The organism is Pseudarthrobacter sp. SSS035, assembly GCF_023273875.1.
Classification (GTDB): domain Bacteria; phylum Actinomycetota; class Actinomycetes; order Actinomycetales; family Micrococcaceae; genus Arthrobacter.
This window is the reverse complement of sequence record NZ_CP096882.1, coordinates 2,839,283-2,866,119: the sequence shown is the minus strand read 5'-3', so window position 1 is coordinate 2,866,119 and position 26,837 is coordinate 2,839,283. Positions and strand designations below refer to the sequence as shown.

18 protein-coding genes and 2 pseudogenes are annotated in these 26,837 nt (G+C 63.6%); 7 read left to right on the top strand and 13 right to left on the bottom strand.

Annotation, left to right across the window (positions count from 1 at the left end; translation table 11 throughout):
• Positions 1-11 precede the first annotated feature (11 nt).
• The 4 genes from MUN23_RS13195 to MUN23_RS13180 are packed head-to-tail and all read right to left on the bottom strand — an operon-like array spanning position 12 to position 3,863.
• Entirely contained in the window at positions 12-656 is a 645-nt protein-coding gene (locus tag MUN23_RS13195; protein WP_248758845.1) for a Poxvirus protein I5, read from the bottom strand.
• Positions 657-668: 12 nt separating this feature from the next.
• The gene (locus MUN23_RS13190) at positions 669-1,586 is read right to left on the bottom strand and encodes a carbohydrate ABC transporter permease (RefSeq protein WP_248758843.1); all 918 of its coding nucleotides are present in this window, start codon (positions 1,584-1,586) and stop codon (positions 669-671) included.
• Positions 1,583-2,551, bottom strand: coding sequence for a carbohydrate ABC transporter permease (locus MUN23_RS13185; protein WP_248758841.1), 969 nt, complete (start codon positions 2,549-2,551; stop codon positions 1,583-1,585). Before MUN23_RS13185 ends, MUN23_RS13190 begins: the two co-directional genes overlap by 4 nt.
• 28 nt (positions 2,552-2,579) lie before the next feature.
• On the bottom strand, positions 2,580-3,863 hold the full coding sequence (locus tag MUN23_RS13180) for an ABC transporter substrate-binding protein (RefSeq protein WP_248758837.1): 1,284 nt from the start codon (positions 3,861-3,863) through the stop codon (positions 2,580-2,582).
• Positions 3,864-4,033: 170 nt separating this feature from the next.
• On the opposite strand from MUN23_RS13180, the gene MUN23_RS13175 reads away from it, so the two are divergent.
• On the top strand, positions 4,034-6,061 hold the full coding sequence (locus MUN23_RS13175; RefSeq protein ID WP_248758835.1) for a beta-galactosidase: 2,028 nt from the start codon (positions 4,034-4,036) through the stop codon (positions 6,059-6,061).
• 14 nt (positions 6,062-6,075) lie between these two features.
• Here the strand turns inward: MUN23_RS13175 and MUN23_RS13170 are convergent, their stop codons facing one another.
• From MUN23_RS13170 to MUN23_RS13155, 4 genes are all read right to left on the bottom strand, one after another.
• A complete protein-coding gene (locus tag MUN23_RS13170; RefSeq protein WP_248758829.1) occupies positions 6,076-7,983 on the bottom strand; it encodes a glycoside hydrolase family 35 protein in 1,908 nt (635 codons plus the stop codon).
• Positions 7,980-8,903 (bottom strand): carbohydrate ABC transporter permease, encoded by a 924-nt coding sequence (locus MUN23_RS13165; protein ID WP_248758828.1) that lies wholly within the window; start codon positions 8,901-8,903, stop codon positions 7,980-7,982. The genes MUN23_RS13170 and MUN23_RS13165 overlap by 4 nt, the downstream gene beginning before the upstream one ends.
• A complete protein-coding gene (locus tag MUN23_RS13160; protein WP_248758826.1) occupies positions 8,900-9,835 on the bottom strand; it encodes a carbohydrate ABC transporter permease in 936 nt (311 codons plus the stop codon). Before MUN23_RS13160 ends, MUN23_RS13165 begins: the two co-directional genes overlap by 4 nt.
• Positions 9,836-9,925: 90 nt before the next feature.
• Positions 9,926-11,227 carry an ABC transporter substrate-binding protein gene (locus MUN23_RS13155; RefSeq protein WP_248758824.1) on the bottom strand — a complete coding sequence of 434 codons (1,302 nt, stop codon included), beginning with the start codon at positions 11,225-11,227 and terminating at the stop codon, positions 9,926-9,928.
• A gap of 255 nt (positions 11,228-11,482) precedes the next feature.
• On the opposite strand from MUN23_RS13155, the gene MUN23_RS13150 reads away from it, so the two are divergent.
• Both MUN23_RS13150 and MUN23_RS13145 read left to right on the top strand, forming a co-directional pair.
• On the top strand, positions 11,483-12,502 hold the full coding sequence (locus MUN23_RS13150) for a LacI family DNA-binding transcriptional regulator (RefSeq protein WP_248758822.1): 1,020 nt from the start codon (positions 11,483-11,485) through the stop codon (positions 12,500-12,502).
• A gap of 159 nt (positions 12,503-12,661) precedes the next feature.
• Positions 12,662-17,032, top strand: a complete 4,371-nt coding sequence (locus MUN23_RS13145) for an endo-alpha-N-acetylgalactosaminidase family protein (RefSeq protein WP_248758819.1) — start codon at positions 12,662-12,664, stop codon at positions 17,030-17,032.
• Positions 17,033-17,141: 109 nt separating this feature from the next.
• Here the strand turns inward: MUN23_RS13145 and MUN23_RS13140 are convergent, their stop codons facing one another.
• The 5 genes and pseudogenes from MUN23_RS13140 to MUN23_RS13120 form a co-directional block, all read right to left on the bottom strand.
• The gene (locus MUN23_RS13140; RefSeq protein WP_248758816.1) at positions 17,142-17,927 is read right to left on the bottom strand and encodes a DeoR/GlpR family DNA-binding transcription regulator; all 786 of its coding nucleotides are present in this window, start codon (positions 17,925-17,927) and stop codon (positions 17,142-17,144) included.
• 10 nt (positions 17,928-17,937) lie between these two features.
• The gene (locus MUN23_RS13135; RefSeq protein WP_248758815.1) at positions 17,938-18,783 is read right to left on the bottom strand and encodes a class II fructose-bisphosphate aldolase; all 846 of its coding nucleotides are present in this window, start codon (positions 18,781-18,783) and stop codon (positions 17,938-17,940) included.
• The gene (locus tag MUN23_RS13130) at positions 18,780-19,724 is read right to left on the bottom strand and encodes a 1-phosphofructokinase family hexose kinase (protein ID WP_248758814.1); all 945 of its coding nucleotides are present in this window, start codon (positions 19,722-19,724) and stop codon (positions 18,780-18,782) included. The genes MUN23_RS13135 and MUN23_RS13130 overlap by 4 nt, the downstream gene beginning before the upstream one ends.
• Positions 19,721-20,683, bottom strand: coding sequence for an ROK family protein (locus MUN23_RS13125; protein ID WP_248758812.1), 963 nt, complete (start codon positions 20,681-20,683; stop codon positions 19,721-19,723). The genes MUN23_RS13130 and MUN23_RS13125 overlap by 4 nt, the downstream gene beginning before the upstream one ends.
• A gap of 7 nt (positions 20,684-20,690) precedes the next feature.
• Positions 20,691-21,612, bottom strand: a pseudogene (locus tag MUN23_RS13120) (SIS domain-containing protein).
• 377 nt (positions 21,613-21,989) lie between these two features.
• Here MUN23_RS13120 and MUN23_RS13115 point away from each other — a divergent pair.
• The 4 genes and pseudogenes from MUN23_RS13115 to MUN23_RS13100 all read left to right on the top strand — a co-directional run bounded on the left by MUN23_RS13115 (position 21,990) and on the right by MUN23_RS13100 (position 26,831).
• A complete protein-coding gene (locus MUN23_RS13115) occupies positions 21,990-23,012 on the top strand; it encodes a sugar ABC transporter permease (RefSeq protein WP_248758811.1) in 1,023 nt (340 codons plus the stop codon).
• A gap of 32 nt (positions 23,013-23,044) precedes the next feature.
• Positions 23,045-23,987 (top strand): annotated as a pseudogene (locus MUN23_RS13110) (carbohydrate ABC transporter permease).
• 67 nt (positions 23,988-24,054) lie between these two features.
• On the top strand, positions 24,055-25,716 hold the full coding sequence (locus tag MUN23_RS13105) for a sugar ABC transporter substrate-binding protein (RefSeq protein ID WP_248758809.1): 1,662 nt from the start codon (positions 24,055-24,057) through the stop codon (positions 25,714-25,716).
• 71 nt (positions 25,717-25,787) lie between these two features.
• Positions 25,788-26,831: a LacI family DNA-binding transcriptional regulator gene (locus tag MUN23_RS13100; RefSeq protein WP_248758808.1), complete on the top strand. Its 1,044-nt coding sequence runs from the start codon at positions 25,788-25,790 to the stop codon at positions 26,829-26,831.
• Positions 26,832-26,837 lie beyond the last annotated feature (6 nt).

The following is a 26,837-nucleotide window of genomic DNA, read 5'->3' as shown; positions in this document are numbered from 1 at the left end:
GCAGAGAAATGCTAGGCGCGGCTGGACCGCATCTTGACGGCAGCGGAGGCCAGGATCAGCATGCCGGGCACCACCACAAACCGGGCCGCGAGCATCCAGACAAAAACCACGGACGCGAACAACGCCGCGGCAAGGAGGAGCGAGCCCGTCCAGTCACGCAGCGAGAGTGCTTTGGCGGTGCCAAGGGCCGCGGACCAGGTTCCCGGCACAGAGGATTCCTCGCCATCAACGTCGGACCCGGCAACGTCTCGCCAGGCAGCAGCGGTGCGCAGGAGCAGGACCGCTCCGGCCGCCGCCAGGATCAGCGTGGCCGGAAGGACAACCGCACTGCCCGGCAGCTGACCCACTGTTGCGAGCAACAGGTTAAGGACAATCACGACGGCGGCTCCCGCCGTCGTGATTCCCAGCTTCCAGCTGCCCGGGAGGGCGGACCGGAACGTGCCCCAGAGGCCGCGCAGGGAATCGTCGCGGCCGGCGAGGTGCCGTTCCAGGTGCGCGATCCCGGCCGCGTACGCCGCGGGGATGGTGACCAGCGGGATGGACAGCACAAGCACCAGCACCCCGGCCAGGAGGGTCTCGGAAAACAGGGCGAAGCGGTTGACCGGGATGGGTTCATTGCGGCCGGATGCGGGTGTGGCGCTGTCCATGATGCTCATTTTCTGTATCCGTCAGCCCTTCAGGCCCTGGGTGGAGACGCCCTCAACAATGTAGCGCTGGAACACCAGGAAGAACACCAGCACGGGGAGCAGTGCCAGGACGGACATGGCGATCATGGCTCCGTAGTCCGAGCTTTGGGTCTGGTCCACGAACAGGCGCAGGGCCAATGGCAGCGGGTACTTTTCGGGGGTGTTCAGGTACAGCAGCGGGCCCAGGAAGTCGTTCCAGCTCCAGATGAAGGAGAAGATCGACGTCGAGATGAGCGCCGGTTTCATCAGCGGCAGCATGATGGAGCAGAAGATCCGCACGTGGCCGGCACCGTCGATGCGGGCCGCCTCGTCCAGTTCGGCCGGGAGGTTGCGCATGAACTGGACCAACAGGAAGACGAAGAAGGCGTCGGCCGCGAGGAACTTGCCGATGAGCAGCGGAACATAGGTGTCCACCAGGCCCAGCTGCTGGAACACGATGTACTGCGGGATGATCACCACGTGGAACGGCAGCAGCAGGGTGGCGATCATCATCCCGAACAGCACGCTCCGGCCCGGGAACTTGATCCGGGCGAAGGCATAGGCCGAGACGCTGGCCGAGAGGATGGTGCCCACCACCGCACCGATGGCCAGGACCAGGGAGTTGGTGAAGAACTGCAGGGTGGACACCCCGCCGATCCCGTCCATCGCCGTGACGAAGTTGTCCAAACTGAAGTTGTTGGACCACAGCGACGTGTTGGCGCCGCCGATCTCGGCATTGGGCTTGAAGGCCGAGGCCACCATCCACAACGCGGGGTAGAGAACCACGGCTGTCAGGCCGAGCGCCACCAGGTGGAAAATCAGGCTCTTCACCCGTTTGGCCACCACGGATTCGGACTTCGGGTTGTAGTCCTGCGCCTGGAGCATCGGGGCCGACTGCTTGGGGGTTGCCATAATTGTCATTTCGAATCACCGCTGTAGTGGACCCAGGACTTGGAGGTTTTGAAGAAGATCAGGGTAATGATGCCCACCACGATCACCAGGAGCCAGGCCATCGCCGAGGCGTAGCCCATCCGGAAGTCGCTGAAGCCCCGCAGGTACAGGTAGAGGGTGTAGAAGAGGGTGGAGCCGGCCGGGCCGCCTTCACCGTTGGAGATGATGTAGGCCGAGGCGAAGATCTGGAACGCGTGGATGGTTTCCATCAGCAGGTTGAAGAAGATCACCGGGGAGAGCATGGGCCAGGTGATATTGATGAACTTCCGCACCGGGCCGGCACCGTCCATGGACGCTGCCTCGTACAAGTCAGCCGGGATCTGCTTGAGGCCGGCCAGGAAGATCACCATCGGGGCGCCGAACTGCCAGACGGTCAGCAGGATCATCATGGGCATGGTCATGGAGGGGTTGCCCACCCAGCCGCCCAGGTTGATCCCGAAGAAGGACAGGCCCTGATCCACCGGGCCGGAATCGCCGAACATCGCCTTCCAGACGATCGCGATGGAGACGGACGCGCCAATTAGGGACGGAGCGTAGAACGCTGAGCGGTAGAACCCCTGGCCCTTGCGCTTGCTGTTGAGCAGCATCGCCACTGCCAGGGCCGCCGCCAGCTTCAGCGGGGTGCCGAAGACCACGTAGCTGAGGGTGACGCCCACCGACTGCAGGAACCTTTCGTCCTGGAACAGGGTGGCGTAGTTGTCCAGCCCGATCCACTTGGGCGGTTCGAAGAGGTTGTAGTTGGTGAAGGACAGGTACAGCGAGGAGATCATCGGGCCCACGGTCAGGGCGATGAATCCCAGCAGCCAGGGCAACAGGAAGGTGTAGCCGGCGCGGGCATCCGCACCGCTCCGTTTTGATTTCAGCTGCCGCGGCGTGCGCTGCGGCTTGGGAGCGGACGACGACGCACGCCGGCTCAAGGTTGGGCTTTGGGTCACGAGATTAGTCCGTCAGTTGGGGCCTGGATCAGGCGTTCTGCTTGATGAGGTCTTCGGCTTCCTTGAACCACGCGTCCGCTGCGCCGTCGATGGTCACTTTGCCGTAGTTGAGGTCGGAACTGACCCGCTTGAACGATGCTTCCAGCGTGCCGAATCCAACGATGGGCGGCTCGGGCGCGTCCTTGAGGTACTGCTCGATGGACTTCTCGTAGTCAACAACGAGCTTGTCGGTGCCTTCGAACGTGGTGCCGTCGCGCTGGGTCTTGGAGGCCGGGACACCGCGGGAGGTCTTGAAGATCTGGCCCACCTGGGGATCGTTGACCATAAAGTCGATGAAGCGGGCGGCAGCATCCTTGTTCTTGGTCTTGGCGCTGGCCACCATCAGCATGGAGGGCTTCAGGAACAGGCCCAGGTTGTCCGGGTCATCGGACGGAACGGGGACGAGCTTGAGCTCCTTGGCGCCGCTGTCACCGAGGTAACCGGCCATAAAGTTATCCCAGGTGACTTCCGTGGCGGTCACGTTCGAGCCAAAGGGTGACTTGGGTGCCAGCTGGGTCACGCGCTCCTCGGAGACGACGGCGGAGGTTCCGCGGAGTTCGCCGGTCAGGTTCCACCACTTCTTCAGGTCGTCCTTGGTAAAGCCGAGCTTGCCGTCCTCGGTGAAGGCTTCAATGTTGCTCTGGCGCAGCCAGATGTTGAACATCCACCAGACAGAGGTGTAGTCGGTTGACCCGAAGAGTGTGCCGTTACCCTTGGCGCCCACTTCGGTCAGGAAGGCGTTGAAATCCTTGTAGGTCCAGGAGCCGTCCGGCTCGGCAATGCCGAGGGTGGCGAGCTTGGCGGGATCGTAGTAGACGGCGAACGCGTTGGTGCTCGTGGGGATGCCGTAGGTCTTGCCCTTGATCTGGCCGGACGGCAGGAGGGACTTCTCGAAGGCGGAGGTATCGATCTTGACGGTGCCCAGGTCCAGGAGCTGATTGCGCTGGCCGTAGTCCCGGAGGTAGGAAAGGTCCCACTGCATCACGTCGGGGAGGCCTCCGCCGGCAGCTTCCGTGGCCCGCTTCTGCCAGTAGCCGGCGAAGTCCGTGAAGTTGCCGTTGACCTTGATGTCCTTGTTCTTTTCCTCGAACAGGGCGATCGCCTTGCGGGTCCGCTCGGCGCGGTCATCGTTGCCCCACCAGGTGTAGTTGATGGTGACCGGGTTCTCCGCTGAACCGGTCTGGCTGGGTGCGGGTGAGCCGCATGCTGCCAGGGCTGCCGCGGATGCGGTGCCAATGGCCACGGTGGTGAGGAAATGCCTTCTGTTGATCATGGGAGCCTCCTTGCTCGATTGGTACAGGCCGCTCGCTTCTACAACGTAAGTAGTGAGCTGGCTTACACGCTCTGAAACGATACAATATCGGTATTCCCGGAATTGGGCAAGCGTTTTCCCAAGTTCGGTTCTCAGGTACGTTTAGTCCATCCCGTAGACAAAGGAGTCCCATGAGCGCGCAGCGTAATTCCGGCCCGGCCAGCGTTTGGAGCAACGTGGAAGGGATCGCCTACGGCGGTGATTACAACCCCGAACAGTGGCCCGCGGACGTCCGGCTGGAAGACCTGGAGCTCATGAAGGAAGCCGGCGTCAGTTTCCTGAGCGTGGGCATTTTCTCGTGGGCCCTGCTTGAACCGGCTGAGGGCGAATACAACTTCGGCTGGCTGGATGAAGTGATGGACAACCTCGCCGCCAACGGGATCAAGGTTGCCCTGGCGACTGCCACCGCTGCTCCCCCGGCCTGGCTGGTCCGCAAACACCCGGAAATCCTGCCGGTCACGGCTCACGGAACGGTGCTGGGACCGGGCTCCCGGCGGCACTACACACCGTCGTCGGCCGTTTACCGCCGGTATGCCACCGGCATCACCCGGGTGATCGCCGAGCGATACAAGGACCACCCTCCGCTGGCGTTGTGGCATGTGGACAACGAGCTCGGCTGCCACGTCTCCGAGTTCCATGGCGCGGAGGACGCCGCTGCCTTCCGCACCTGGCTGGAACGCCGGTACGGCAGCATCGAGGCGCTCAACGCCGCCTGGGGCACGGAGTTCTGGTCCCAGAACTACGGTTCCTTCGAGGAGATCCTGCCGCCCGGCGTCGCCCCTTCCACGCTGAATCCGGGCCAGCAGCTGGACTTCCAGCGGTTCAACTCGTGGGCGCTGATGGACTACTACCGCGAACTTGTGGCGGTCCTGCGGGAGGTCACGCCCGGGGTCCCCTGCACCACCAACCTGATGGCGTCCAGCGCCACGAAGGCCCTGGACTATTTCGAGTGGGCCAAGGACCTGGATGTCATCGCCAACGACCACTACCTGGTGGCAGCGGATCCCGAGCGGCAGATCGAACTCGCGTTCAGCGCGGACCTGACCCGGGGAATTGCGGGCGGTGACCCGTGGATCCTGATGGAACATTCGACGTCGGCCGTCAACTGGCAGCCACGCAACCAGCCCAAGATGCCCGGCGAAATGCTGCGCAACTCCCTGGCCCACGTGGCCCGCGGGGCGGATGCTGTGATGTTTTTCCAGTGGCGGCAGAGCTTTGCCGGATCCGAGAAATTCCACTCCGCGATGGTCCCGCACGGCGGCCGTGACACGCGAGTGTGGCGCGAGGTGGTAGAGCTCGGGTCTGTGCTGAAGCGGCTCGCTCCGGTGCGCGGCTCGCGGGTGGAATCCCGCGTGGCGATCGTCTTCGACTACGAAGCCTGGTGGGCCAGCGAAATCGACTCCAAACCGAGCGAGGACGTGAAGTACCTGGACGTGCTGCGGGCGTTCCACCGGTCGCTGTTCCTGCGCGGGATCGCGGCGGATCTGGTCCATCCTTCTTCGCCCTTGGAAGGCTACGGCCTGGTCCTGGTGTGCACGCTTTATTCGGTGACTGACGCGGCCGCTGCGAACATCGCTGCCGCGGCGCGGGCCGGAGCCACGGTGCTGGTCACGTATTTCAGCGGGATTGTGGACGAACAGGACCATGTCCGGCTGGGCGGCTATCCCGGCGCCTTCCGGGAGTTGCTGGGGATCCGCGTGGAGGAATTCCACCCGCTGCTGGCCGGCGGGCAGTTGAAGTTGAGCGACGGCGGGGTCTCGTCCGTGTGGAGTGAGCACGTTCACCTCGCCGGCGCTGAGGCCGTGCAGACTTTCACCGAGTATCCGTTGGAGGGCGTGCCGTCCGTGACGCGGCATGCGGTTGGTGCGGGCGCTGGTTCCGGTGCGGCCTGGTACCTCGCGACGTTCCCGGACCGCGACGGCATTGAAGCGGTCGTGGACCGGCTGCTGGCCGAGTCCGGCGTCGCTCCTGTTGCCGCCGCCGACCGCGGCGTGGAACTCGTACGTCGACGGACCGACGACGGCGGCAGCTTCCTGTTCGCGATCAACCACTCACGCTCAGCCGCGGCGGTGGAGGCCGCCGGCGTTGACCTGCTGACAGGCGCGCCGTTTGCGGGGACCGTTGAGGCCGGTTCCGTTGTGGTGATCGCGGAGGACTGATGTGGCGTAGCTGATCAGAGGAGGGACTCCTGGTGCCTTGTGGTTGAGCCGAGTTCCGGCTGTGCCCTCAGTTCCAGTTCCAAGCCAAAATTCTCGAGTTCCAAGACGACGATGGTGTTCTCGCCGGGTGACAGCAGCGGGCCCGGAACGTAGAGGGTGACTTGGGGTCCCTCCTGCCAGTAGCGGCCAAGCAGTACACCATTGATCCATAGGAACCCCTTAGCGAAGCCGGGCAGGGCAATGAACGTGTCGGCCGGTTCATCGATGAGGAAGGTGGCCGTCGCCAGGCCGTTCGGGGTATGGGTCTCCGGCGTCTGAGTCTCCGGGGTGGAACCGCTTGCTGCCGTCTGGAGTTCTGCCAGCCGTACGGCGTCGAAATCGGCGAGGGCAACCGGCGTCTGGTCCCAGTGGAACACATAGCGTTGGTCAATGAGGACGCCGCCCAGAATGCCCTTCCGCTCTCCGTAGCGTGGTCCGTAGTTGATGTAGCCCTGGTTCTCGACCACAATTTCGAGCTCCACCGGGGATCCGTCGCCCCTGACGGTTACACCGTCCCAGCCGCTGTTGGCGTCCAGCAGACCAACGAACTGCCCGTTGACATGGACGTAGGCGCGGTCGTGCAGGTCCACGATCCTGATGGTGGTGTCGCGGTCAGGCAGGGTGGCCTGAGCTCGATAGAGGATCAGGCCGGCGGGCAGCCCCAGGTCTTCGAAGCTGAGTGGCCGAAGACTCCGTACCGGGGCGGCCGCATGGCGGACCACGTCCAACATCCGTGGCCCGCGGGCGATGGCCAGCTTCCGGGGAGCGAGCGTGGGCGCCGGGGCGAGGAGCTCGGCTGGTATGTCCTGGCTCCCTGTTCCCAGCCGCTGGAACTCGGCCCGGAGCGCGTGGAACTTCTCTGTCAGTGCACCGTGTTCGGCCACCGGAGCGTCCGAATCATAGCTCGTCACGGTGGGCTGCAGTTTGGTCCCGTCGTGGTTGCTTCCGGAGCCGAGGCCAAAGTTGGTGCCGCCGTGGGCCATGTACAGGCAAATCGAACCGCCGCCGTCGAGGATCTTGCGTATTTCCGCTGCGGCATCCGCAGCGTCGCGGGTGTTGTGCTTTTCGCCCCAGTGGTCAAACCAGCCGTTCCAGAACTCGATATTCAGGAAGGGCTCACCGGGGCGGCGCCGTTTCCAGATTTCGATGGCCTCGTCCCCGCGGCTGCCCAAGGTGGCTGCCGCCAGTGTGCCTTCGATGGCGCCGCCGTCGAGGTAGTAGTCGGTGCCCCCGTCCGCGGTGAAGAGGAGCTCGGTAATGCCGCGGTCCCGGAGTGCGTCGCGGTTCCAGCGGATATAGCTGTGGTCATCCCCGTAGCTGCCGTATTCGTTTTCGATTTGAACGGCGACGACGGGGCCCCCGTTGGCGGCCTGCTGGCGTTCGATGATCGGGAGAAGGTGGTCGAACCACTCTTCGACCTGGGACTGGAAAACGGGGTCACTGCAACGCAAGGCGATGTCGTCGCGGCCTGTGACCCAGTTCGGCAGGCCTCCGTTGTCCCATTCTGCGCAGATGTACGGACCGGGCCTGACGATGACGTCCATGCCGAGGTTTCCCGCGAGTTCCATGAAGCGTTCCAGATCGCGCCAGCCGCTGAAGTCCGGCACGTCGGTTGCGCGCGGCTGGTGGAAATTCCAGGCTACGTAGGTATCGACGGTGTTCAGGCCCATGGCCTTGAGCCTGGACAGGCGATCCTCCCATTGGCCGGGATGGACGCGGAAGTAGTGGATGGCCCCGGCCAGGATTCTGTGGGATCGGCCGTGGCGGAAGAATCCGTTCCCGTCATACGTGAGCGCGGCCGCTGTTGGGAATTGTCCGAGCTCGCCCGTGTTCGGTTCATCGCCGAGGTTTGGCCGGGTGGATGTGGTGGTGCTGGTTGTCATTTGACAGCTCCCGCGGTGAGTCCGGCCCGCCAGAAGCGCTGGAGGCACAGGAAGGCGACGATGAGGGGAATGATGGACAGCAATGCGCCGACGACAACTGTCGCTTGGGGTACATTTCCGTTGCTGCCGTTCCACGCAACGAGTCCTACCGTGACTGGTTGCAGGGCCGAGTCGTTCAGCACCATGGCGGGCAGCAGGTAGTTGTTCCATATTTCAACGAAGTTGAAGAGGAAAATCGTGACGAGTGCTGGCGCCATGACGCGAACGGAGATGTCGGAAAAGATCCGGAATTCACCCGCTCCGTCGAGCCGCCCGGCTTCAATGAGCTCATCGGGAACTGACTGCGCAGCAAATACCCGCGAAAGGTATACGCCGAAAGGGCTCACGATGCTCGGGAGCAGTACTGCCAGGGGGTTATTGATCAGGCTGACGTTGCTGAACATCATGAACAGCGGAAGCGTAAACATGATCTTGGGAATCAGTACTGCTGCGAGGATCGTGGAGAAGATCAGGCCGCGGCCCGGAAAACTGTACTTCGCAAGCGCATAGCCGGCCATGGCGGACAGGACCGTTCCGACGGTGGCTCCCAGCCCGGCATAGAGAATACTGTTCAGCATCCAGCGCAGGAAGATCCCATCCCCCTCCGTCATGAGGATGCGGACGTTTTCGATGATATGGACGCCATCGAACCAGAGCCCGGATCCGGAGAATTGTTCTCCATGCTTTTTGTTGGCGGCAACAACAAGCCACCAAACCGGCAGGAGGAAATAGAGGGCGGAAACGAGCATGACGGCAAGGACACCAACACGGCTGGTCAGGGTGGTTTCGCGGTCTGAACCCTTGCCGGTCTTCCTTGGCTTGCTTGGACGGATGTTTGACGGGGTCGAAGCGATGACCCTGTCCCTGGTGCGCAGAGTCACTTTTCACCTCGGGTGGTGAGCTTGAAGAAGGCAAAGGAGAGAACACCAACGAGAACGGCAAGCACCACGGACTGGGCTCCGGCGTAGGCATAGTCCTGGGACTGCACTGCGGCGCGGGCCGACATCAATGGTGTGAATGCCGAGTTGATGGAGCCGCCCGAAATTGCCTGGAGGACCGTTGGTTCGTTGAACAGTTGCGCGGTGCCGATGATGGAGAACACCGCCGTGAGGACGATCGCCGAGCGGACCATGGGGATCTTGATGTTCCAGGCGATGCGCGCGGGTGAAGCCCCGTCGAGCCTGGCAGATTCCAGCACCTCGGCGGGAATGGTCTGGATGGCTGAATAGATGATGATCATGTTGTAGCCGGTCCATCCCCAGGTCACGATGTTGGCCACCGCCCACAGAACCAGTTCCTCGCTCATGAAGGCGATGTCGATTCCCAGTGGTGCGAGCGCGTTGTTAATGGGGCTCGAGGACGGCGAGTAGAGAAAGGACCACATGAGGGCGGCGATGACACCGGGCACGGCGTAAGGCATGAAGCTGGTCAGCCGGAAGAACGACTTGCCGCGGATCGACTTTGAATCGAGCAGCAGGGCAAAGCCCAACATGAGGGGGACCTGCACCACGCCGAAGAGAAGCACTCGCCCCATGGATGCAATGAATGCCTCGTCAGTGAAAATGCGGCCGTAGTTGAACCAGGGGTCGAAAACAGGAGTGGACGGCCCGCCCAGCCCCAAACCCGAGCGCTGGGTCCTAAGAAAGCTCTGCTGGAGGGCAAATCCGATGGGAACCAGGTACATGGCTACGAAGATGACCAGGAACGGTGCCAGGAACATTACGGGCGTGCGGAGGCTTCCGCTGGTTCGTGCCTTTGGCTTGGGCCTGGGCTTCATGCCCGAGGCATGGCCCAAACTGGTCGACGCACTCATGGTGCCTCCCCTTGGTAGAAATCGTGATGGCTTTCAGCGGCGGTGTGGCCGGCCGCACTCTGGAGGCCGGCCACACGTCGTCGGCCGTGTTTACTTGACGCTCAGGCCCTGGGCCTTGAGGGCATCGACTGTCTTGGTTTGTGCGGCGCTGAAGGCGTCGGCGAGTTTTCCGGTACCGGCCCAGGCCTTGGCGAGTCCGTCGTCCAGGTCTTTGGTTGTCTGGGGCATGTTGGGTCCCCAGACCCAGCTGGTGTCCACGTTGTTCGAGGCTGCCTTGAAAACGTCAAAGATCTTTTCGCCGCTGAAGTACTCATCGGGCTTCGTCAGGGACGGCAGGTCAAGAAGTGCTTTCGCGGCCGGGTACAGGGCGGCCTCTTCAATCAGGGCAGAGTAGGCGTCCTTGTCGGTGCTCATCCAGTGGGCGAAGGTCCAGGCAGCCTCAGGAGTGTCGCAGCCCTTGAGTACTGCGGTGGCCGAGCCACCCGCATTGCCCACCTTGTCCTCGCCGGCCGTCCACTGGGGCATAGGCGCTACAGCCCATTTGCCGGCACCGGCTTTGGCGTCACCCTTGATGACGCCGGCTTGCCATACGGGGCCCACGAGCGTGGCGATGGAGCCGTCACCCAGTCCCTTGAACCAGGCAGGATCGTACATGGGTGCCTCGCTGATGACCTTGGCGTCCACCAGACCCTGCCAGTAATCGGCAACCTTCTTGTTGGCGTCCGAGTCGAGCGAGACGTCCCAGCTGTCGCCGTCGATTCCAAACCACGGCGCTCCGGCCTGCCAGGCCAAGCCGGCGTAGTCGTAGTTCAGGTAAGGCGAAGAGATGGAGATGTTGCTGTCCGAGGCTTTGAGCTTCTCCGCGGCCTGCTTGTATTCATCCCACGTTGTGGGCATTGCGACGCCGTGCTTGGCAAAGAGCTCCTTGTTGTAGAAAAGCGCCATCGGAGCCGTGTCAACAGGTGCGGCGTAGACCTTTCCGCCGGGGCTGACCGCCTTCCAGGTCCAGTCAACGTACTCGCCCTCGTTCTTACTGGCGTAGTTGGTGACGTCTTCCAGGGCGCCTTGGGCTGCGAAGCTTGTCAGGGTTTCATACCCAACCTGTCCCAGGCAGGCTGCGCTGTCGGCTTTGACGGCGTTGAGCATTTTCTCGTAGCCGCCCTTGGCGCCTGGCTGGACCTCTTCGTAAACAACTTTGATGCCGGGGTGGGAGGCGTTGAAGGCCTTGACGGCGTCAGCATAACCCGGGGCCCAGCCCCAGAATTTTACTTCCTGAACGCTCGCGGTCGAGCCGGACGATGCTGGCTCCCCGCTTCCCCCGGCACCGCAAGCCGTCAGGGCCAAGGCTCCGACTGCGGCCACACCCGCAGCCCAAATGGTTGACTTCTTCATGTTTTCTCCTTGTGACCGCAGCAGGACAGCCCAAACGGGCCGAAGTGGCTTGAGCAGCAGAATCCGGAACGGTTCCAGTTTCGTTGGCTGAGGGTACTGGCAGATTCAGCCGGTCCCTGTAAGTGATGAGTATTACACGCAATGTTACCCATAACAACCCCTGCTGATAGGACTTTGCGATCACTTCTGCGCCAACAGGGTTACGGATAACAACTGTCTTATACTGGCTGGGAAGGCTAAAACTAGGGGGAAACGTTGACAGCACAGGCAGGACGACGCGGCGTTGCCATGCGCGATGTGGCTCTGGCTGCGGGGGTTTCGGCACAGACCGTTTCCAGGGTTCTAAGCGATCACCCCAACGTTCAGGAGCGCACCCGCACTAAGGTCCTGGCCGCGGTTGAACAGCTGGGATACAGGCTCAACCACATGCCCCGCGCCCTCGCCACTGGGCGTTCGATGACGGTCGGGTTCGTCACGCTTGCTTCAGGTTTTTACTCCCGGGCCGCTTTGGCCCTCGGGGTTGAGCAGGCTGCTCGGGAGTCAGGCTATACCGTCAACACGGCCACGACAGCCTCGCTGGATGCATCGGCGGTGAGTGTGGCCATCAACAGACTCATCGAACAGGGTGTTGACGGCCTGATTGTTGCTGTCCCGCTCATCGATCTCGACGAGGCGCTGGAAAAGCTCATCCGCGTTCTTCCCACGGTCACCTTGGACGGATCCCACACTTCCTCGGCCGACGTTGTCGCAATTGACCAGTCCGTCGCTGTCCGCCTCGCGACCGAGCACCTCCTTGGTCTTGGACACCGCACCGTCTGGCATGTGGCCGGACCGCCCCAATGGTCGGATGCGATCAGCCGCGTTGCCGGCTGGCGGGCGGCGCTGAATGAGGCAGGACGTGAGATTCCCCCGGAACTTTACGGAGACTGGACCCCCGAATCGGGCTACCGCAATGGCCTCCTGCTGGCCAGGATGCCGGACGTCACCGCTGTTCTGGTTGCAAGCGATGAGATGGCTTTTGGCCTGATGCGGGCCATGAGCGAGCTGGGTCGGCGCATCCCTGAGGACGTATCGGTTGTGGGAATCGACAACATTGCCCTGGCCGCCTACGCGAATCCGCCCCTCACCACGGTGAGCCAGTCCTTCGAGCAGACAGGGCGCCGGGCTGTTGTGCACCTGCTGCGTCAACTGCAGGAGCCGGGGACCACTTTCGAAGCCGAAGTCGTGGCACCGGAGCTGATCATTCGCGCCACCACCTGCCCTCCCGGACGTTGATCTTCGGCTCTACGTAGGCCTGGCCTCCTCCTCGGCTCCGCGCGGTCCATCCGCATCGTTCGAACACGACCCCTTGCCAAATGAGTTTTTGACCCGCACTCTTTTAACGATGCAAGTGCATGAGCGATATTGCCCCTAAAAAATCGTTAAGGATCATTTATGACCAATATTTTGTCGCCGCGACGGCTCACCAGTTTGAGCTTGGCGTGCGTTTTGGCCTCTGCTTCCCTGCCATTCCTGCCGATCTCAGCCGCTCAAGCTGCTCCGCTGCCGGGAACCGAAACAATCACCTCCGATCAGATTTCCGTCCTGGTATCCGATTCGTTTCCGCAGGTGCTCACGTACACGGATGTGCGCACTGGCGCCATACTGAGCGGCACCGAAGAGCAGCTGAACACGATCACCATCAACGGCACGGAACAACCTGTTTTGACGACGTCAGCGAAGACCGACGCCGGGTCGGTGAACTATGTCATGACCGTTCCCGGAATGGGTGGCATCACGCTGGAGGCCCGCCTCTCGGTAGAGGGGAGCGCCGTCAACTTCAACGTTACGAAAATCAATGACACCGCGGAGAACAAGGTGTCGACGCTGCAGCTGCCCAAGCTGAATCTTGCAACTGTGTCTTCGGCTGAACCCTCGGCGCAGGTCTCTGCGGCCAACCTTTCAGTGGACCGGGGCGCCACCGGTGATGAATTTATTCCGGTAACCGGTGCAACTCCCCTGGATGCTGTTGCCAGGAGTTCCGCCTACGTGCTTGCGAACACTTCCCAAATCGCGGCCGCGTTCGAATCCAACGCCCTTTACGACACTTCCTCCGGCCCCGGCGCCAAGGACAAGGGGCGCTTTTGGCGCCAAGCGGTCAGCGACGGTGCCGGCGGGGTGAAAATCGGCGTTGCCAGCGGACAGTGGCTCTACCGGACCGCCGGTTCCGATAAGACCGAGGAACTGCCGTGGACACGGGTGGCCATCACCGCGGACGCCAATGCGGATTCCGTCGTTGACTGGCAAGACGCGGCGATCGCCATGCGGTCGATTGAGGTCAAGGCCTTCAAGGGCGAACAGACTCCTGACAACGTCATCACGCACATTCCCTTCAACTTCGCTTCGCAGGCGACGCACCCGTTCCTGCGCACCCTCGATGATGTCAAGCGCATCTCCCTGGCCACCGACGGCCTCGGACAGGTGGCGATGCTTAAGGGCTTCACCAGCGAAGGCCACGACTCGGCCAACACGGACTATGGCGACAACTTCAACACCCGGGCCGGCGGCCTGGAAGACCTCAACAAGCTGGTCTCGGCAGGCAAGGCCTGGAACGCCCGGTTCGGCGTGCACATCAACGCCACGGAGATCTACCCCGAGGCCAAGTCCTTCAGCGAAGATCTCCTGACGGCGGACAAGCGCCTCGGCTGGAACTGGCTGGATCAGTCCTACATGATCAACCAGCGCCAGGACATCAACTCCGGCAAGCTGGCCCAGCGCATCAAGGAACTCGCCGACGCCACCGACGACAACCTCGACTTCGCCTATGTGGACGTCTACTACGAATACGGCTGGCTCGCGGAAACCCTGCAGAAGGAGCTCGTGAAGAACGGCTTCCGTGTGGGCTCCGAATGGGCCGACAAGCTCTCCCGCAACAACACCTGGTCGCACTGGGCCAACGACGAGAATTACGGCGGCAGCACCAACAAGGGCGTCAACTCCCAGATCCTGCGCTTCATCAACAACACACAGTCCGACGTCTGGAACCCGGACGCCAAGCTGGGCGTCTCGCACATTGTGGAATTCGAAGGCTGGACCGGGCAGAACGACTTCAACGCGTTCTACAGCAACATCTGGACCGCCAACCTGCCAGCCAAATACCTGCAGCACCACGAGATCACCAAGTGGACCGCCGACCGCATCGACCTCGCCGACGGAGTGGCAGTCACCGGCGACACCGCCGCGGCCCGCGACATCACCGTCAAGGGCGTCTCCGTGCTTCAGGGCGACAAGTACCTGCTCCCCTGGGCCTCCACCCCGGGCGGCGCACTGGACAAGCTCTACCACTACAACCCGGCCGGCGGCAGCACCATCTGGACGCTCACCGATGCCTACCGCAACGCCACCAGCCTCCAGCAGTTCAAGCTGACGGACAACGGACGCGTCAAGGTGGCCGACATCCCGGTGGTCAACGGCCAGGTCACCCTCGCCGCCGATCCCGGCCAGCCCTACGTGCTGACCACCAACGCCGCCACCGTCAGCGTCCCCGCCGACGCCTCCTTCGGCGAAGGCACCCGGATCAAGGACCCCGGCTTCAACGCCGCGGACCTCAAGAAGTGGAGCCCCAACGGCACAGCCGCGATTGTCCGCGATGCCAAGGGCCGCCGCTACGCCGAACTCGGCGCGGGCGCATCCTCCATCTCCCAGCAGCTGCTGCCGTTCAATGCGGGCACGTACTCCGTCAGCGCCCTCGTCGAAATCGAGCCCGGCCAGACCCGCCCCACCACCTTGAAGGTAGAGGTTCCGGGAGGCAAGACCGAGACCATCACCGTGGACAGCTCCAACGCGACGAACTCCGTCGCGGCCGATGAAAAGACCGGCACCAACTTCCAGCGCCTCCGTGTGCTCATCGATGTCCCCAAGAACGGCACCCGCCCCACCGTCATCTTCCAGGCCGGGGAGGGCACAGCGAAGGTCCGCGTGGACGACTTCCGGGCCGTGGAAACGAAACGTGTTCCCACCACCGGGGTCCTCAGCGAGGACTTCGAGAACGTCGACCAGGGCTGGGGCCCGTTCGTGAAGGGCGATGCCGGCGGTTCCACGGATCCGCGCACGCACATCACCGAACGCAACGAACCCTTCACGCAGAAGGGCTGGAACACCAACGTCATCGACGAGGTCCTGGGCGGCACCTGGTCCCTCATTGCGCACGACGAGAACCTCGGCCCCAACGGCGGCCCCGGCATGGTCTACCGCACCACCGGATACACCATGCCGTTCCAGGCAGGCCACAAGTACAAGGTCTCCTTCGACTACCAGAACTCCAAGGCAGGGCAGTACGCCTGGGTTTCCGGCTACGACTCCCAGGCAGGTCCGGCAGTGACCGGAAGCCAGCCCCTCGGCGAGCAGACCACCACGGCACGCTTTGAGCAGGTCCTGGACACCGGCTTCTGCGGCGACTACTTCGTTGGCCTGCAGCGCACCGGTTCCGCGAACGGTTCGGACTTCACCCTGGACAACCTCCTGGTCGAAGACCTCGGCGCGTCCGAGGCCGTGCCGGCCTGTGCCCAGCTCAGCGCGACCCTCCAGGGCGATGTGGTGCAGCAGGGCAAGGCCCAGGACTTCGTGACCACGTTCGTCTCCGATGAACCGGCCGCGATCGCAGGCCTGGCCGTGGAGCTCGAACTGCCGCAGGGCTGGACGGCGACCCCGGCCACTCCGGCCACCGCGGCCACGCTCCCCGCCGGCGGACGCCTGGCCACCACGTGGAAGCTGACCGCCCCGGCGGATGCCGATGGCGACTACACCGTCAAGGCCACGGCCCGCTACGCCACCACTACGGAGCCGGCCGGTGCCCGCACCATCAGCACGAGCACCTCGGTGCGCACGCTGCCTAAGCCGCCGCAGGCCACGATCTTCGCCAGCGACCACCCCTGGGTGAGCGCCACGAATGGCTGGGGCCCGGTGGAGAAAGACATGTCCAACGGCGAACAGGGCAGCGGCGACGGCCGCCCGCTGAAGCTCAACGGCACGGCCTTCGCGAAGGGCCTCGGCACGCACGCCAACAGCACGGTCCGCTACTACCTCGGCGGCTACTGCACCTCCTTCACCGCCGTGGTGGGCATCGACGATGCCCAGGCCACGCGCGGCAGTGTGAAGTTCTCCGTGGTGGCCGACGGCGCCACGAAGGTCACCACCCCTGTCCTGGGTGCGCTGAGTGCCCCGCTGCCGCTCACCGTGGATGTCACGGGAGCCGCCTACGTTGACCTGGTGGCCAACGATTCAGGCGACTCCAACGGCAACGACCACGCCGACTGGGCGGACGCCACGTTCACCTGCTCCACGACGCACCACGATGTCCCGGCTCCCGGCCTGAGCGGCACCGTGTTCGCCTCCGACCTGCCCTGGACGGCCAGCACGAACGGCTGGGGGCCCGCCGAGCGGGACCGCGCCAACGGTGAGGCGAACGCCGGCGATGGTCCGGCACTCCGCCTGGACGGCGTCACGTACGCCAAGGGGATCGGCGCCCACGCCGACTCCCAGGTCGCCATCGCCACTGAGGCGAAGTGCAGCGCCTTCACCGCCCTGGTGGGTGTTGACGACGCCAAGCTGAACAAGGGACTTCACGGGTCCGTGGTGTTCATCATCAAGGGTGACGGCCGCGAGCTGCTCCGGACCCCGGTCCTCAGCGCGGACTCGGCGGCGCACCCGGTCTCGGTGGACATCACCGGCGTCCAGAGCGTTGAACTGATCGCCGACAAGAACGGTGACGACGCCGGCGACGACTGGGCAGACTGGGCAGACGCCAGGTTCGTCTGCAATACCTAAACACGAACAGAACGCAAAACGCTCGGCTGGGTTACCCCAGCCGAGCGTTTTGTGTGTGCGGCCGGGCGCCAGCCGCGGCTGGTTCACCGCGGCCTGCAGCCCTGAATCCCTATGAAGCGACGGACACTTTGGTTCCCGTGGCTTCGAAGGCGGCACGATCCTTGGCCGAAATGCCCGCATCCGTGAGCAGCCGCGCGAACGTATAGCCGGCCATGGTTGCAAAAGCTCGCTTGCCGACCTTGGATGAATCAGCGAGTACGTAGGACACCGCTGCCCGGCGGGCCATCAGGATGTTGATTGCGGCTTCACCTTCGTCGGAGATTGTGGGACCCAGGACGGGATCGATGCCGTTTACCCCAATAAATGCCATGTCAAGGGCGATCCGATCCATCAGGAGCTCGGTGTACGGACCGACGAGTTCGTAGGAGCGCGGGCTCAGGATCCCTCCGGTGACCATGACCTTGATGTTTGGCCGGACAGCCAGGCGTGCCGCAATATTTATGGCATTCGTTACCACCGTCAGCATCGGACGGTCCGATCTGACGCTGAGGTCCGGCCGGGTGGCCAGCACCTGGGCAAGGGCCGTCGTCGTGGTTCCGCCCGAAAGACCAATGACCGACCCCGGCACAACAAGGGCGGAAGCTGCCAGGGCGATACGTTGCTTGGCGTCGGCGTTGTCGTCCCTGTTGTAGCGGCCAGGCAGGTCGTAGGCAACCGAACCGGTTGTTGCTCCCCCGTGGGTGCGGGTGAGGAGCTGCTGCTTGGCGAGGCTGTCAAGGTCGCGACGGGCTGTGGCCGGTGAGACACCGAGTTTCTCAACAACCTCTTCGATCTCGATTTCCCCCGACTCGGCGAGCAGATCAAGTATCGCTGCGAGCCGATCGGTGCGGGTCATTCGAAGCCTTTCAGGCATGGGGCCTATCCGCGAACAGCCTCAACAGCCGGGAAACTTCCGGCACTAAGGCTGCGCGTCCGGCCTTGAAGTATTTTCGCGAGTCTACAGCCGCCGGGTCTGCGACCAGATACTCTCGGACGGCCCGGGTGAAGAACCCGTTCAAATGGGTGGACACATTGATCTTAGTCATGCCGGCGGTGATGGCGGCGACGATGGCCGCGTCGGAGACGCCGGACGAACCGTGCAGCACGAGGGGGACGTCCAGGGCCGCTTTCAGCCGGGCGATGAGCCCAAGGTCCAGTGAAGCACTTCGTTCTGTCATGGCATGCGATGAACCGACTGCGACAGCCAGCGAGTCCACGCCGGTCGCTGCCACGAAAGCCGCGGCCTCGGCCGGGTCCGTGCGCACACCGGGGGCATGAGCCCCGTCTTTCCCGCCGACCTTGCCCAACTCAGCCTCGATATATACACCGCGGGCACGGGCATAGTCACTGACGCGACGGGTAGCTGCGACGTTTTGCTCATAGTCCAGCTGGGATCCGTCGAACATCACGGAACCAAAACCAAGGTCAACAGCCTGGCGCGCGAGCTCTTCAGACTCGGCGTGGTCCAGATGGAGGGCAACGGGAACGGATGCCTTGTCGGCGGCTGCCAGCGACGCCAGGGCCAAGGGTTCAAGGCCGCCGTGGAAATTGGCGCAATTTTCGGAGATCTGGAGGATCACTGGGAGATCGGCTTCCTCCGCTCCAGCAATGAGAGCCTCCAGCGTCTCCAGGTGGATGACGTTGAACGCACCCTGTCCGGCCCCGCGCGTTGCGGCATGGTCCATCAGCTCGCGGGTGGTGGCCAGTGTCATGGGATCTCCTTCTGCGTCACGATCAGTTGATCGGCAAGTTCTGCGTATTGGGGTGAGATTTCCCCCGCGGCCGGCATAAGGACGGCCGCGGCCGACCATGCGGTCGCCGCCCGGAGAATGCCGTCGGGGCTCGAGATGCCCTCGGAAAGGCATGTTGCTGCGGCGGCCACGGCTGCGTCCCCGGCGCCAGTGGGATTGCCGCCCAGGCCGTAAGGAAGCCGGGCATGCCAATACGTGGCCGGATCAGCCGCGTCGAACATCATCATTCCTGCCGCACCGGAGCTGACCAGCACCCGGCGGGCCCCCATCTGGATCAGCTGGCAGGCGGCCAGGACTGGGTCGTCTTCGCCCGTGGCCTCCCTCAGTTCGTGATGGTTCGGCTTGATCAGGTCAGCTCCTGCCCTGGCAGCTGACACCAGGCCTGGGCCCGACGTGTCGATGATGGCCCGTACACCTGTGTGATGTGCCAGCGTCACCAATGAGGCATAGAAGTCAGGGTCCGCCCCGGTAGGGAGGCTCCCCGATCCGACGAGGATCCCTTCGCCCGGAACGAGGGAATCCTTCACCGCCGCCCGAAGGCACTGCCATTCGGCGGCGCTGAGGTGGTGCCCCGGTTCGTTCAGGATGATGGTGTCGGCTTTCGCCGAGTCCACGACCGCGATGCTCCGCCTGGTGTCTGCTTCGACGGCGATGATCCGGTGGGGCATCCCGCTGGATGAAAGTTCGGCCTTGAATTCAGTGCTGGTGGCACCCTGCCCTGCCGGGGCAAGTGCAAGGACCGGAAACCCCAGTTGGTGGGCAACCCGCGCCACGTTGAGGCCCTTCCCTCCAGCCCTGACCAGGGCGGTGGCTACGCGATGGGTAGACCCGGGCGTGATCCGCTGGACGTGGTATGTCATGTCCACGGCCGGGTTCGGGGTGACGGTAACTATGCGCCTCATGCTGGTCCTGACTCGGCGGCCAAGAGTGACCGTGCACCCAAGGCGGCGCCGATGAGGCCGGCGTCCTGGCCAAGCCTGGCCGGGAGGATCTCGGGGCGCCGGTGAAACGTCAGGTGCTCCCCGACCCTGCGGCGCAGCGGTACCAACAGCTCATCACCCGCCTCGGACAGGCCGCCGCCGACGATGACTGCTTCCGTGCCGAGGACGGTGATGCATTGTGAAACAGTGAACGCCAATGCGTCGATGGCTTCGTCCCAGGCTTGTCTGGCAGCGATGTCGCCGGCCTGCATGCGTGTCAGGACCTCCCTGGCACCATCTACGGCATTGCCGGAAATTCGCGTGTACCGTCGGGCGATGGCAGCAGCGGACCCCACCGATTCCAGGATGTCGGTCCCGGTTCCGGAGGGATCGGGAACTAGGGAATGCCCGAATTCTCCCGCATAACCACCGGCGGTCACCGGCAGTCCGCCGGCAAAAACAGTTCCGGCAATTCCTGTACCGATGATGATCACCACCACGTCGTCGAATCCGCGGCCGGCACCCAGCTCGAATTCAGCTATGCCTGCCGAAGTCACGTCGTGGCCGAAGGCGACGGGCAGCCCTACGCGTTTTTCGCACTCTGCCCTGAACGGGAAGTTGGTCCATCCGAGATTCGCGGAGAAGACGCCAACTCCTGCACGCGCGTCCACGATCCCCGGAACGACAAGACCTGCAGCTTTCGCCTGCAGCCCGGGTGAGCGCTCAGAGAGTTCCTTGCCCAGCTCGCGGACCCGGTCCAGGACAGCTTCCGCCGTCCGCGCTCCGTCCCGCGGTGTGGGGACACGCAGTACATCAAGCAAGTCACCCGATGCGCTCAGCATTGTTCCTTTGATGTCGGTTCCCCCGACATCAAAGGCCATAACATCGGCCGGGGCAGGTCCGAGCAGGTTTCCTCGCTGCGGCATCAGATTAGGGACCATGACCTGCCTATCCGGCGGTGGCAGCAAGGATGACGGAGCGTGACAGGTTCCGCGGAACATCAGGGTTCAGGCCGCGGGCCCGGGCTCGTTCCAGCGTGACTTTGTGCACGCGGGCCAGCTGTGCCAGGGGGTGCTGTCCGCCATGGATGTACAGTGCGCCGGTCTCGGCCACGTCAGCCTCGAGCCCGGCCGGCTCATCCCCCAGCAGCCAGACGACCCGTCCCGGCGCGGCGATGGAAATGGGACCGTGGCGGTACTCCATGGCCGGATAGGACTCCGTCCACCCCTGGACTGCTTCGCGCATCTTCAGCCCGGCCTCGTGGGCCAAACCGACCGTCCACCCGCTGCCAAGGAACGTGAACTGCTCCGCGTCCAACAGCTCATGCGGAACGTCAGCGCTGACAGCATCCCGGGCGTCGGCGACTGCCTCGGCCAGGTCGACGCCGAGGTTGGTCAGCAGGTACGCCAGTGCAGCGGTAGCGAACCGCGTCTGCACGACGGATTTTTCGTCGGCGTAAGGCAATCCGATCACTGTATCGGCGAGACCCACCAGGGGTGAATCCACATCGCCGATCAGAGCCACCGTGGGGGACCTTCCCACGCAGGCCGGAGACTACCTCCAGCACCTCGGAGGTGGTGCCGGAGCGCGTAATAACGACTACGGCGTCATACTTCCGGGCAGCACTGTTGTGATTGAGGAAGGCTTCGGAGGCAGCAAACGCATCCGTCAGTCCTTTGCCCAGCCGCTCCCGCATGGCCGCATAACTTTGGGCCATGAACCAGGACGTTCCGCAGCCGATGACAGCCACGGCAAGCCCATCTGCGGGCAACAGGGCTTCGGACGTCGACTGGTTGATGGCCCGTGTCCAAATTTCGGGTTGGGACAGCAGTTCCTGCTCCATAAACGTCCCCAGCACGGTCTCAACCATTGTTTTCTCCTAAGCGAACGCCGATCCGGACGCAGTCCAGAATCAGCTTTGAGTAGTTATGACTTTTTTACAGCATATACGCTCATGAAATGTCTAGGCAATAGCGCTTCCGGATTGACCAAGCGCAGCCGAACAATCGCGATAAATCGCCAGCTGGAGCCGCCAAACACCGTCAGCGCGGCCACTTACCTCGGATGACCGTCAGTGAACCTGGCCGCCAAGCCCGGCCAGGCTCATGACGAAACGTGATCTTTTTAAGTAAATACGATCATGATCTTGCACATGAGACATGGATCACTTATGTTGGTTAAACGATTAAAGACCAGCCGTGCACAACAACGCACGGCTACACAGCAATCCAGTACCCGAGGAGACGTATGAAATCGACGACGGAAGAACGTCCGGCACCGCCGGTAGTGCGTCGGCCGGGAGGACAGGCGCCGGAAGCCGGCATACGCAAAGTCAAGCCCGGCAAAGTGCCCGCGCAGAGTTTCCGGTCCCGACTGCGCCGTGACAGGCAGATGGTGCTCATGATGGTGCCGGGGGTGGCGTTCCTGCTGCTGTTCTTTTACATCCCCATCCTGGGCAACGTGATCGCGTTCCAGGACTACCAGCCCTACCTCGGCATTGGCGACAGCCTCTGGGTGGGGTGGCAGAACTTCGTGGACCTCTTCGGCAACCCCGATTTTGTCCATGCGTTCTGGAACACGCTGTACCTGGCGGCCTGGCAGCTCGTCTTCCTGTTTCCTGTACCCCTGGTGCTGGCGCTGGTGGTCGATTCGCTGGTGAGTACCCGGGTCCGCCGGGTCTTCCAGAGCATCGCCTACCTGCCGCACTTCCTGTCCTGGGTCCTGGTGATCGCCTTTTTCCAGCAGATGCTCGGCGGAGCGGGCTTTGTTAACAACACCCTGCGGCAACTGGGCATGGAAGCCGTGCCGTTTATGACCAACCCGGAAACATTTCCCCTCCTGGTAGTGGTCCAAATGATCTGGAAGGACGCCGGCTGGGCCATGATCATCTTCCTGGCCGCCATGGCCAGCATCGACAACTCCCTTTACGAGGCGGCAGCAGCCGACGGCGCCGGGCGCTGGCGCCGCTTGTGGCACATCACGCTGCCGGGGCTCCGCCCGGTCATCGTCCTGCTCCTGATCCTGCGGATCGGCGACATACTCTCGGTGGGCTTCGAACAGTTCATCCTGCAGCGCGACGCTGTTGGGGCCGGAGCCGCCGAGGTCCTGGACACCTTCACCTACTACACCGGCGTGGTGGGCGGAGGCTGGAGTTCCGGCGCCGCGGCAGGCCTGGCCAAGGGAGTGGTCAGTGCCCTGCTGATCTACGCCGCCAACAAACTTGCCCACCGCTTCGGCGAAGACGGAATTTTTGCGAAGAAGGTCGGCTAGCCAGCCCGGCTGCCGGACAAGGAGAGCACACGATGGCAACCACACTATCCACCAAGAAACCCCAGGCCATGCGCAAGGTCAAGGCACTGAGCTACAACCCCAAGCGCCCTGTCTGGAAAGAGCGGCCCTCGCCCCTCTACCAATCCGTCAAGGCCCTGGTGCTGATCGTCTTCAGCATTTCCATCCTGACCCCGATCCTGCTGGTTGTATCCACCTCCCTGGCGGACAACGAACAGCTGACGCGGGCCGGCGGCTTCGTCCTCTGGCCCGAACGGCCCACCCTGGAGGCCTACACCATCATCTTCAGGGGCCCCCATGGTCATCCAGTCCCTCGGCGTCAGCCTGTTCATCACCGTGGTGGGCACCCTGCTGGCCCTCTTCCTCACCATCACCATGGCGTACGCCACCAGCCGGTCCGTGCTGTTCGGCCGGCCGGTGATCCTGGCGATCCTCTTCACGCTGCTGTTCGCCCCGGGCCTCATTCCGTCGTTCCTGATGATCCGCCAACTGGACTTGCTGGACTCGCTCTGGTCGCTGATCCTGCCCGGCATCTTCGGGGCCTTCAACTTCGTGGTCATGAGGTCCTTCTTTATGAACATTCCCGGTGAGCTGATCGAAAGTGCAAGGATCGACGGCGCCAGCGACTGGCAGATCCTCTGGCGCATCGTTATGCCGCTCTCGAAAGCCGTGATCGCCGTCGTCGGGCTGTTCTATGCGGTTGGCTTCTGGAACTCCTTCTTCAACGCGCTCCTCTACATCAACGACCACAGCAAGTGGCCCATCCAACTGCTCCTGCGCAACTTCGTTGTCCAGGGCAGTGGCGCTGCGGAACAGCTCGGCATCAGCACAACGCCGCCGCCACAATCCGTCCAGATGGCTGTGGTGGTGGTGGCCCTGGTTCCAATCCTCATGGTTTATCCATTCCTGCAGAAGCACTTCGCCAAGGGCGTCATCACCGGGGCCGTCAAGGGCTGACCCTGGCTGCGCCCACCTCGAGCTATGCCCTCCACGCAAGAAGCACCCCTTTAGAAAGGTTCCTTCCATGACCAGCACCATCTCAGCCGCGGCCGGCGTCAGCCGCCGCGGATTCCTTGGCCTCGCAGGCCTTGCCATTACCACCGCAGGACTCGCCGCATGCGGCGGAGGCGGGGGCTCCACCAGCGGAGGCGCCTCTGCCTCATCCTCGGTCAAGTTGCCCACGTACAAGGAATTTACCGGCCTGACCCCGGACCTGGCGGGCAACGCCAAGGGCCTGCAGGCTGCCTACTTCAAGCTGCCCAAGCCTGTGCAGTCCGTCAAGAACGCACCGCTCAAGGGCAAGGTGACGGGGCTGACCGAAACCTTTGACACCATGAGCCCGGCCATGAAGGACAACCCCTTCTGGCAGCGGCTGAACGCCAAGCTCGGCGGCGACCTGGAACTGCAGATCGCCGAGGACATCGGCGACGGCTACCCTGCCAAGTTCGCCACCGTCCTTGCCAGCAACGACCTTCCTGACATGATGTGGGTGCCGCCGAACCAGGGCATTCCCAACATCGGCCCCATGCTGGAAGCCAAGTTCCAGGATCTGACCCCGTATCTCTCCGGGGACGCAGTGCTTGAGTACCCCAACCTGGCGGCCCTGAAACCGGACTCCTGGAAGACCGCCGTCGTCAACGGCAAGATCTGGGGCGCACCGATCCCCAGCACCCCGTTCGGACAGGTCTACATCGGCAACCGCGAGACCTGGGCCGAGGTGGGCGGCTTCGGGGCCAGCAATGCGGAGGAATTCCTGGCGAAGGCCAAGGAAATCACCCGTCCCGGCGAGCAGAAGTATGCGCTGGAGCCGTCCTATATCAACGCCCTGCACATGGTGGGTGAATGGTTCGGCGCCCCCAACGGCTGGGCCGTGAACAAGGACCGCACCCTGACCAACCTCTACGAGACGGACGAGTACGCGGCCAGCGTGGAATTCGTGGCCAAAATGTTCGCGGCCGGTGTGTTCTACCCTGATGCCCAGGCCACGGACATCCGGGCCCGCGTTGCCAACGGCAGCGTCGGCGCCCAGGTGGTCAGCGGACCACACGACCTCAACGACTACCGCGCCCTCAACGAATCCGCCGGGTTCGAGATCCTGGTTCCCTTCAGCGCCGACGGCAAAGTCACGCCGACCTACGACATGGGCTACGGAACAGTGGGCTTCACCCCGTTCAAGAAGGCCGACGAGGCCAAGATCCGTGAGCTCCTCGCGCTGATGGACTACCTCTCCGCCCCCTTCGGCACGGTCGAATACCTGCAGAAGAACTACGGCGAGCTGGGCCAGGACTACACCCTGGACGGAAACGGCAACCCGATCCGGACCGAAACGGGCACCACCAACGCCCCGGGCCTGGTCTCGGCGCTGACCATCATGTCCAGCCCGGAGAACGTCAACTTCAACCCCGGTTTTGACGATGACACCCGCTACGTGAACCAGCAGCAGCAAAAGCTGCTCGAGATCGCCTGGCGCAACCCCACCAACGGGTCCTACTCGGACACCAACGCCAAGGTTGGCGCCAAGATCGGAAAGCAGCTGCGCGACAAGATCACCGACGTTGTCACCGGCCGCGCCAAGATCAATGAACTCCAGAACGCCGTCAAGCGCTGGAAGAGTGAAGGCGGGGACAAGATCCGCGACGAATACCAGGCAGCCCTGGCCTCCGACGCACCCGTCTTCCGCACCTAGTCCGGTCCCCGCGGCAGCGGGCACCAGGACCAGCAATGACCGGCAAGCCAAGGAACGATCAAGGGGAAACCATGGCAAAGACAACAGGCACGGGCCAGCGGCCCACCATCCGCATGGTGGCGGACCTCGCGGGGGTGTCGACGGCCACGGTCTCCTATGTCCTGTCCGGGCGCAGCGGAGAAGGCGGGCCCCGGGTTTCGGACCCGACGGCGGACAAGGTCAGGTCCGCGGCCGAGAGGCTGGGCTACCGGCCGAACCAGGCAGCACGCGCCATCCGGACCGGACGCACCAACACCGTGATCCTGTCCTTGACCATGCTCTCCGACCCGTGGTCGCTCTCGGTCATCGAGGCCGTGCAGCGGGCCGCCGCACCGTTGGGAATCACGCCGATGATCCTCGGCGACGCCGAGTGGGTCAAGGTCCTGGCCACACACAACGCGGACGCCGTCTTCGTGGACGCCGTGGGCGAGCGGGACCGGGATGAACCGCGCCGGCTTGCCGCCCACGGAACCACCCTGGTGGTCTTCGACGAGCTGCTGGAACCGGACGGCTTCGACGTGATCCGTTCGATCGCCGGACCCGGCTGCGCCCTGGTGATGACGCATCTGCTTGAGGGACACCGCAAGATCGGCTGCCTGACCACCTCGACGGCGTCCGGCTCGCGGGGTGCCCCGCGTTACCTGGCCTACGTCGATGCCCTCCAGGCTGCCGGGCTTCCGGTGCAGGACGAGTACGTGGGTGTCTTCGACGGCACCATGGCCGGAGCGTATGCGACAGCCACGCGCTTGCTCGGCCAGCGGGACCGGCCCACAGCGCTCTACGTCACGACGGACTACGCGGCCATCAGTGCCATAAACGCCGCCCAGCGGCTGGGCCTGACCGTGGGTCAGGACGTGGACATCATCGGTGTCGGCAACACGGTCGAAGGCGAACGGATGTCCCCGTCGCTGAGCACCGTAGGTCCCGTGGACCTGTTTGACCGGCTCGCGCGGCTGCTGCTTCACCGGGCCACCGGTACTGGTCCGGACACCGAACCCGGGGTCCTGGACTTCCCCTGGCAGCTATTCGTCCGGGAATCGGCACCGCACCGCGGCGCCGCAACAAGACTTTACTGAGAATCG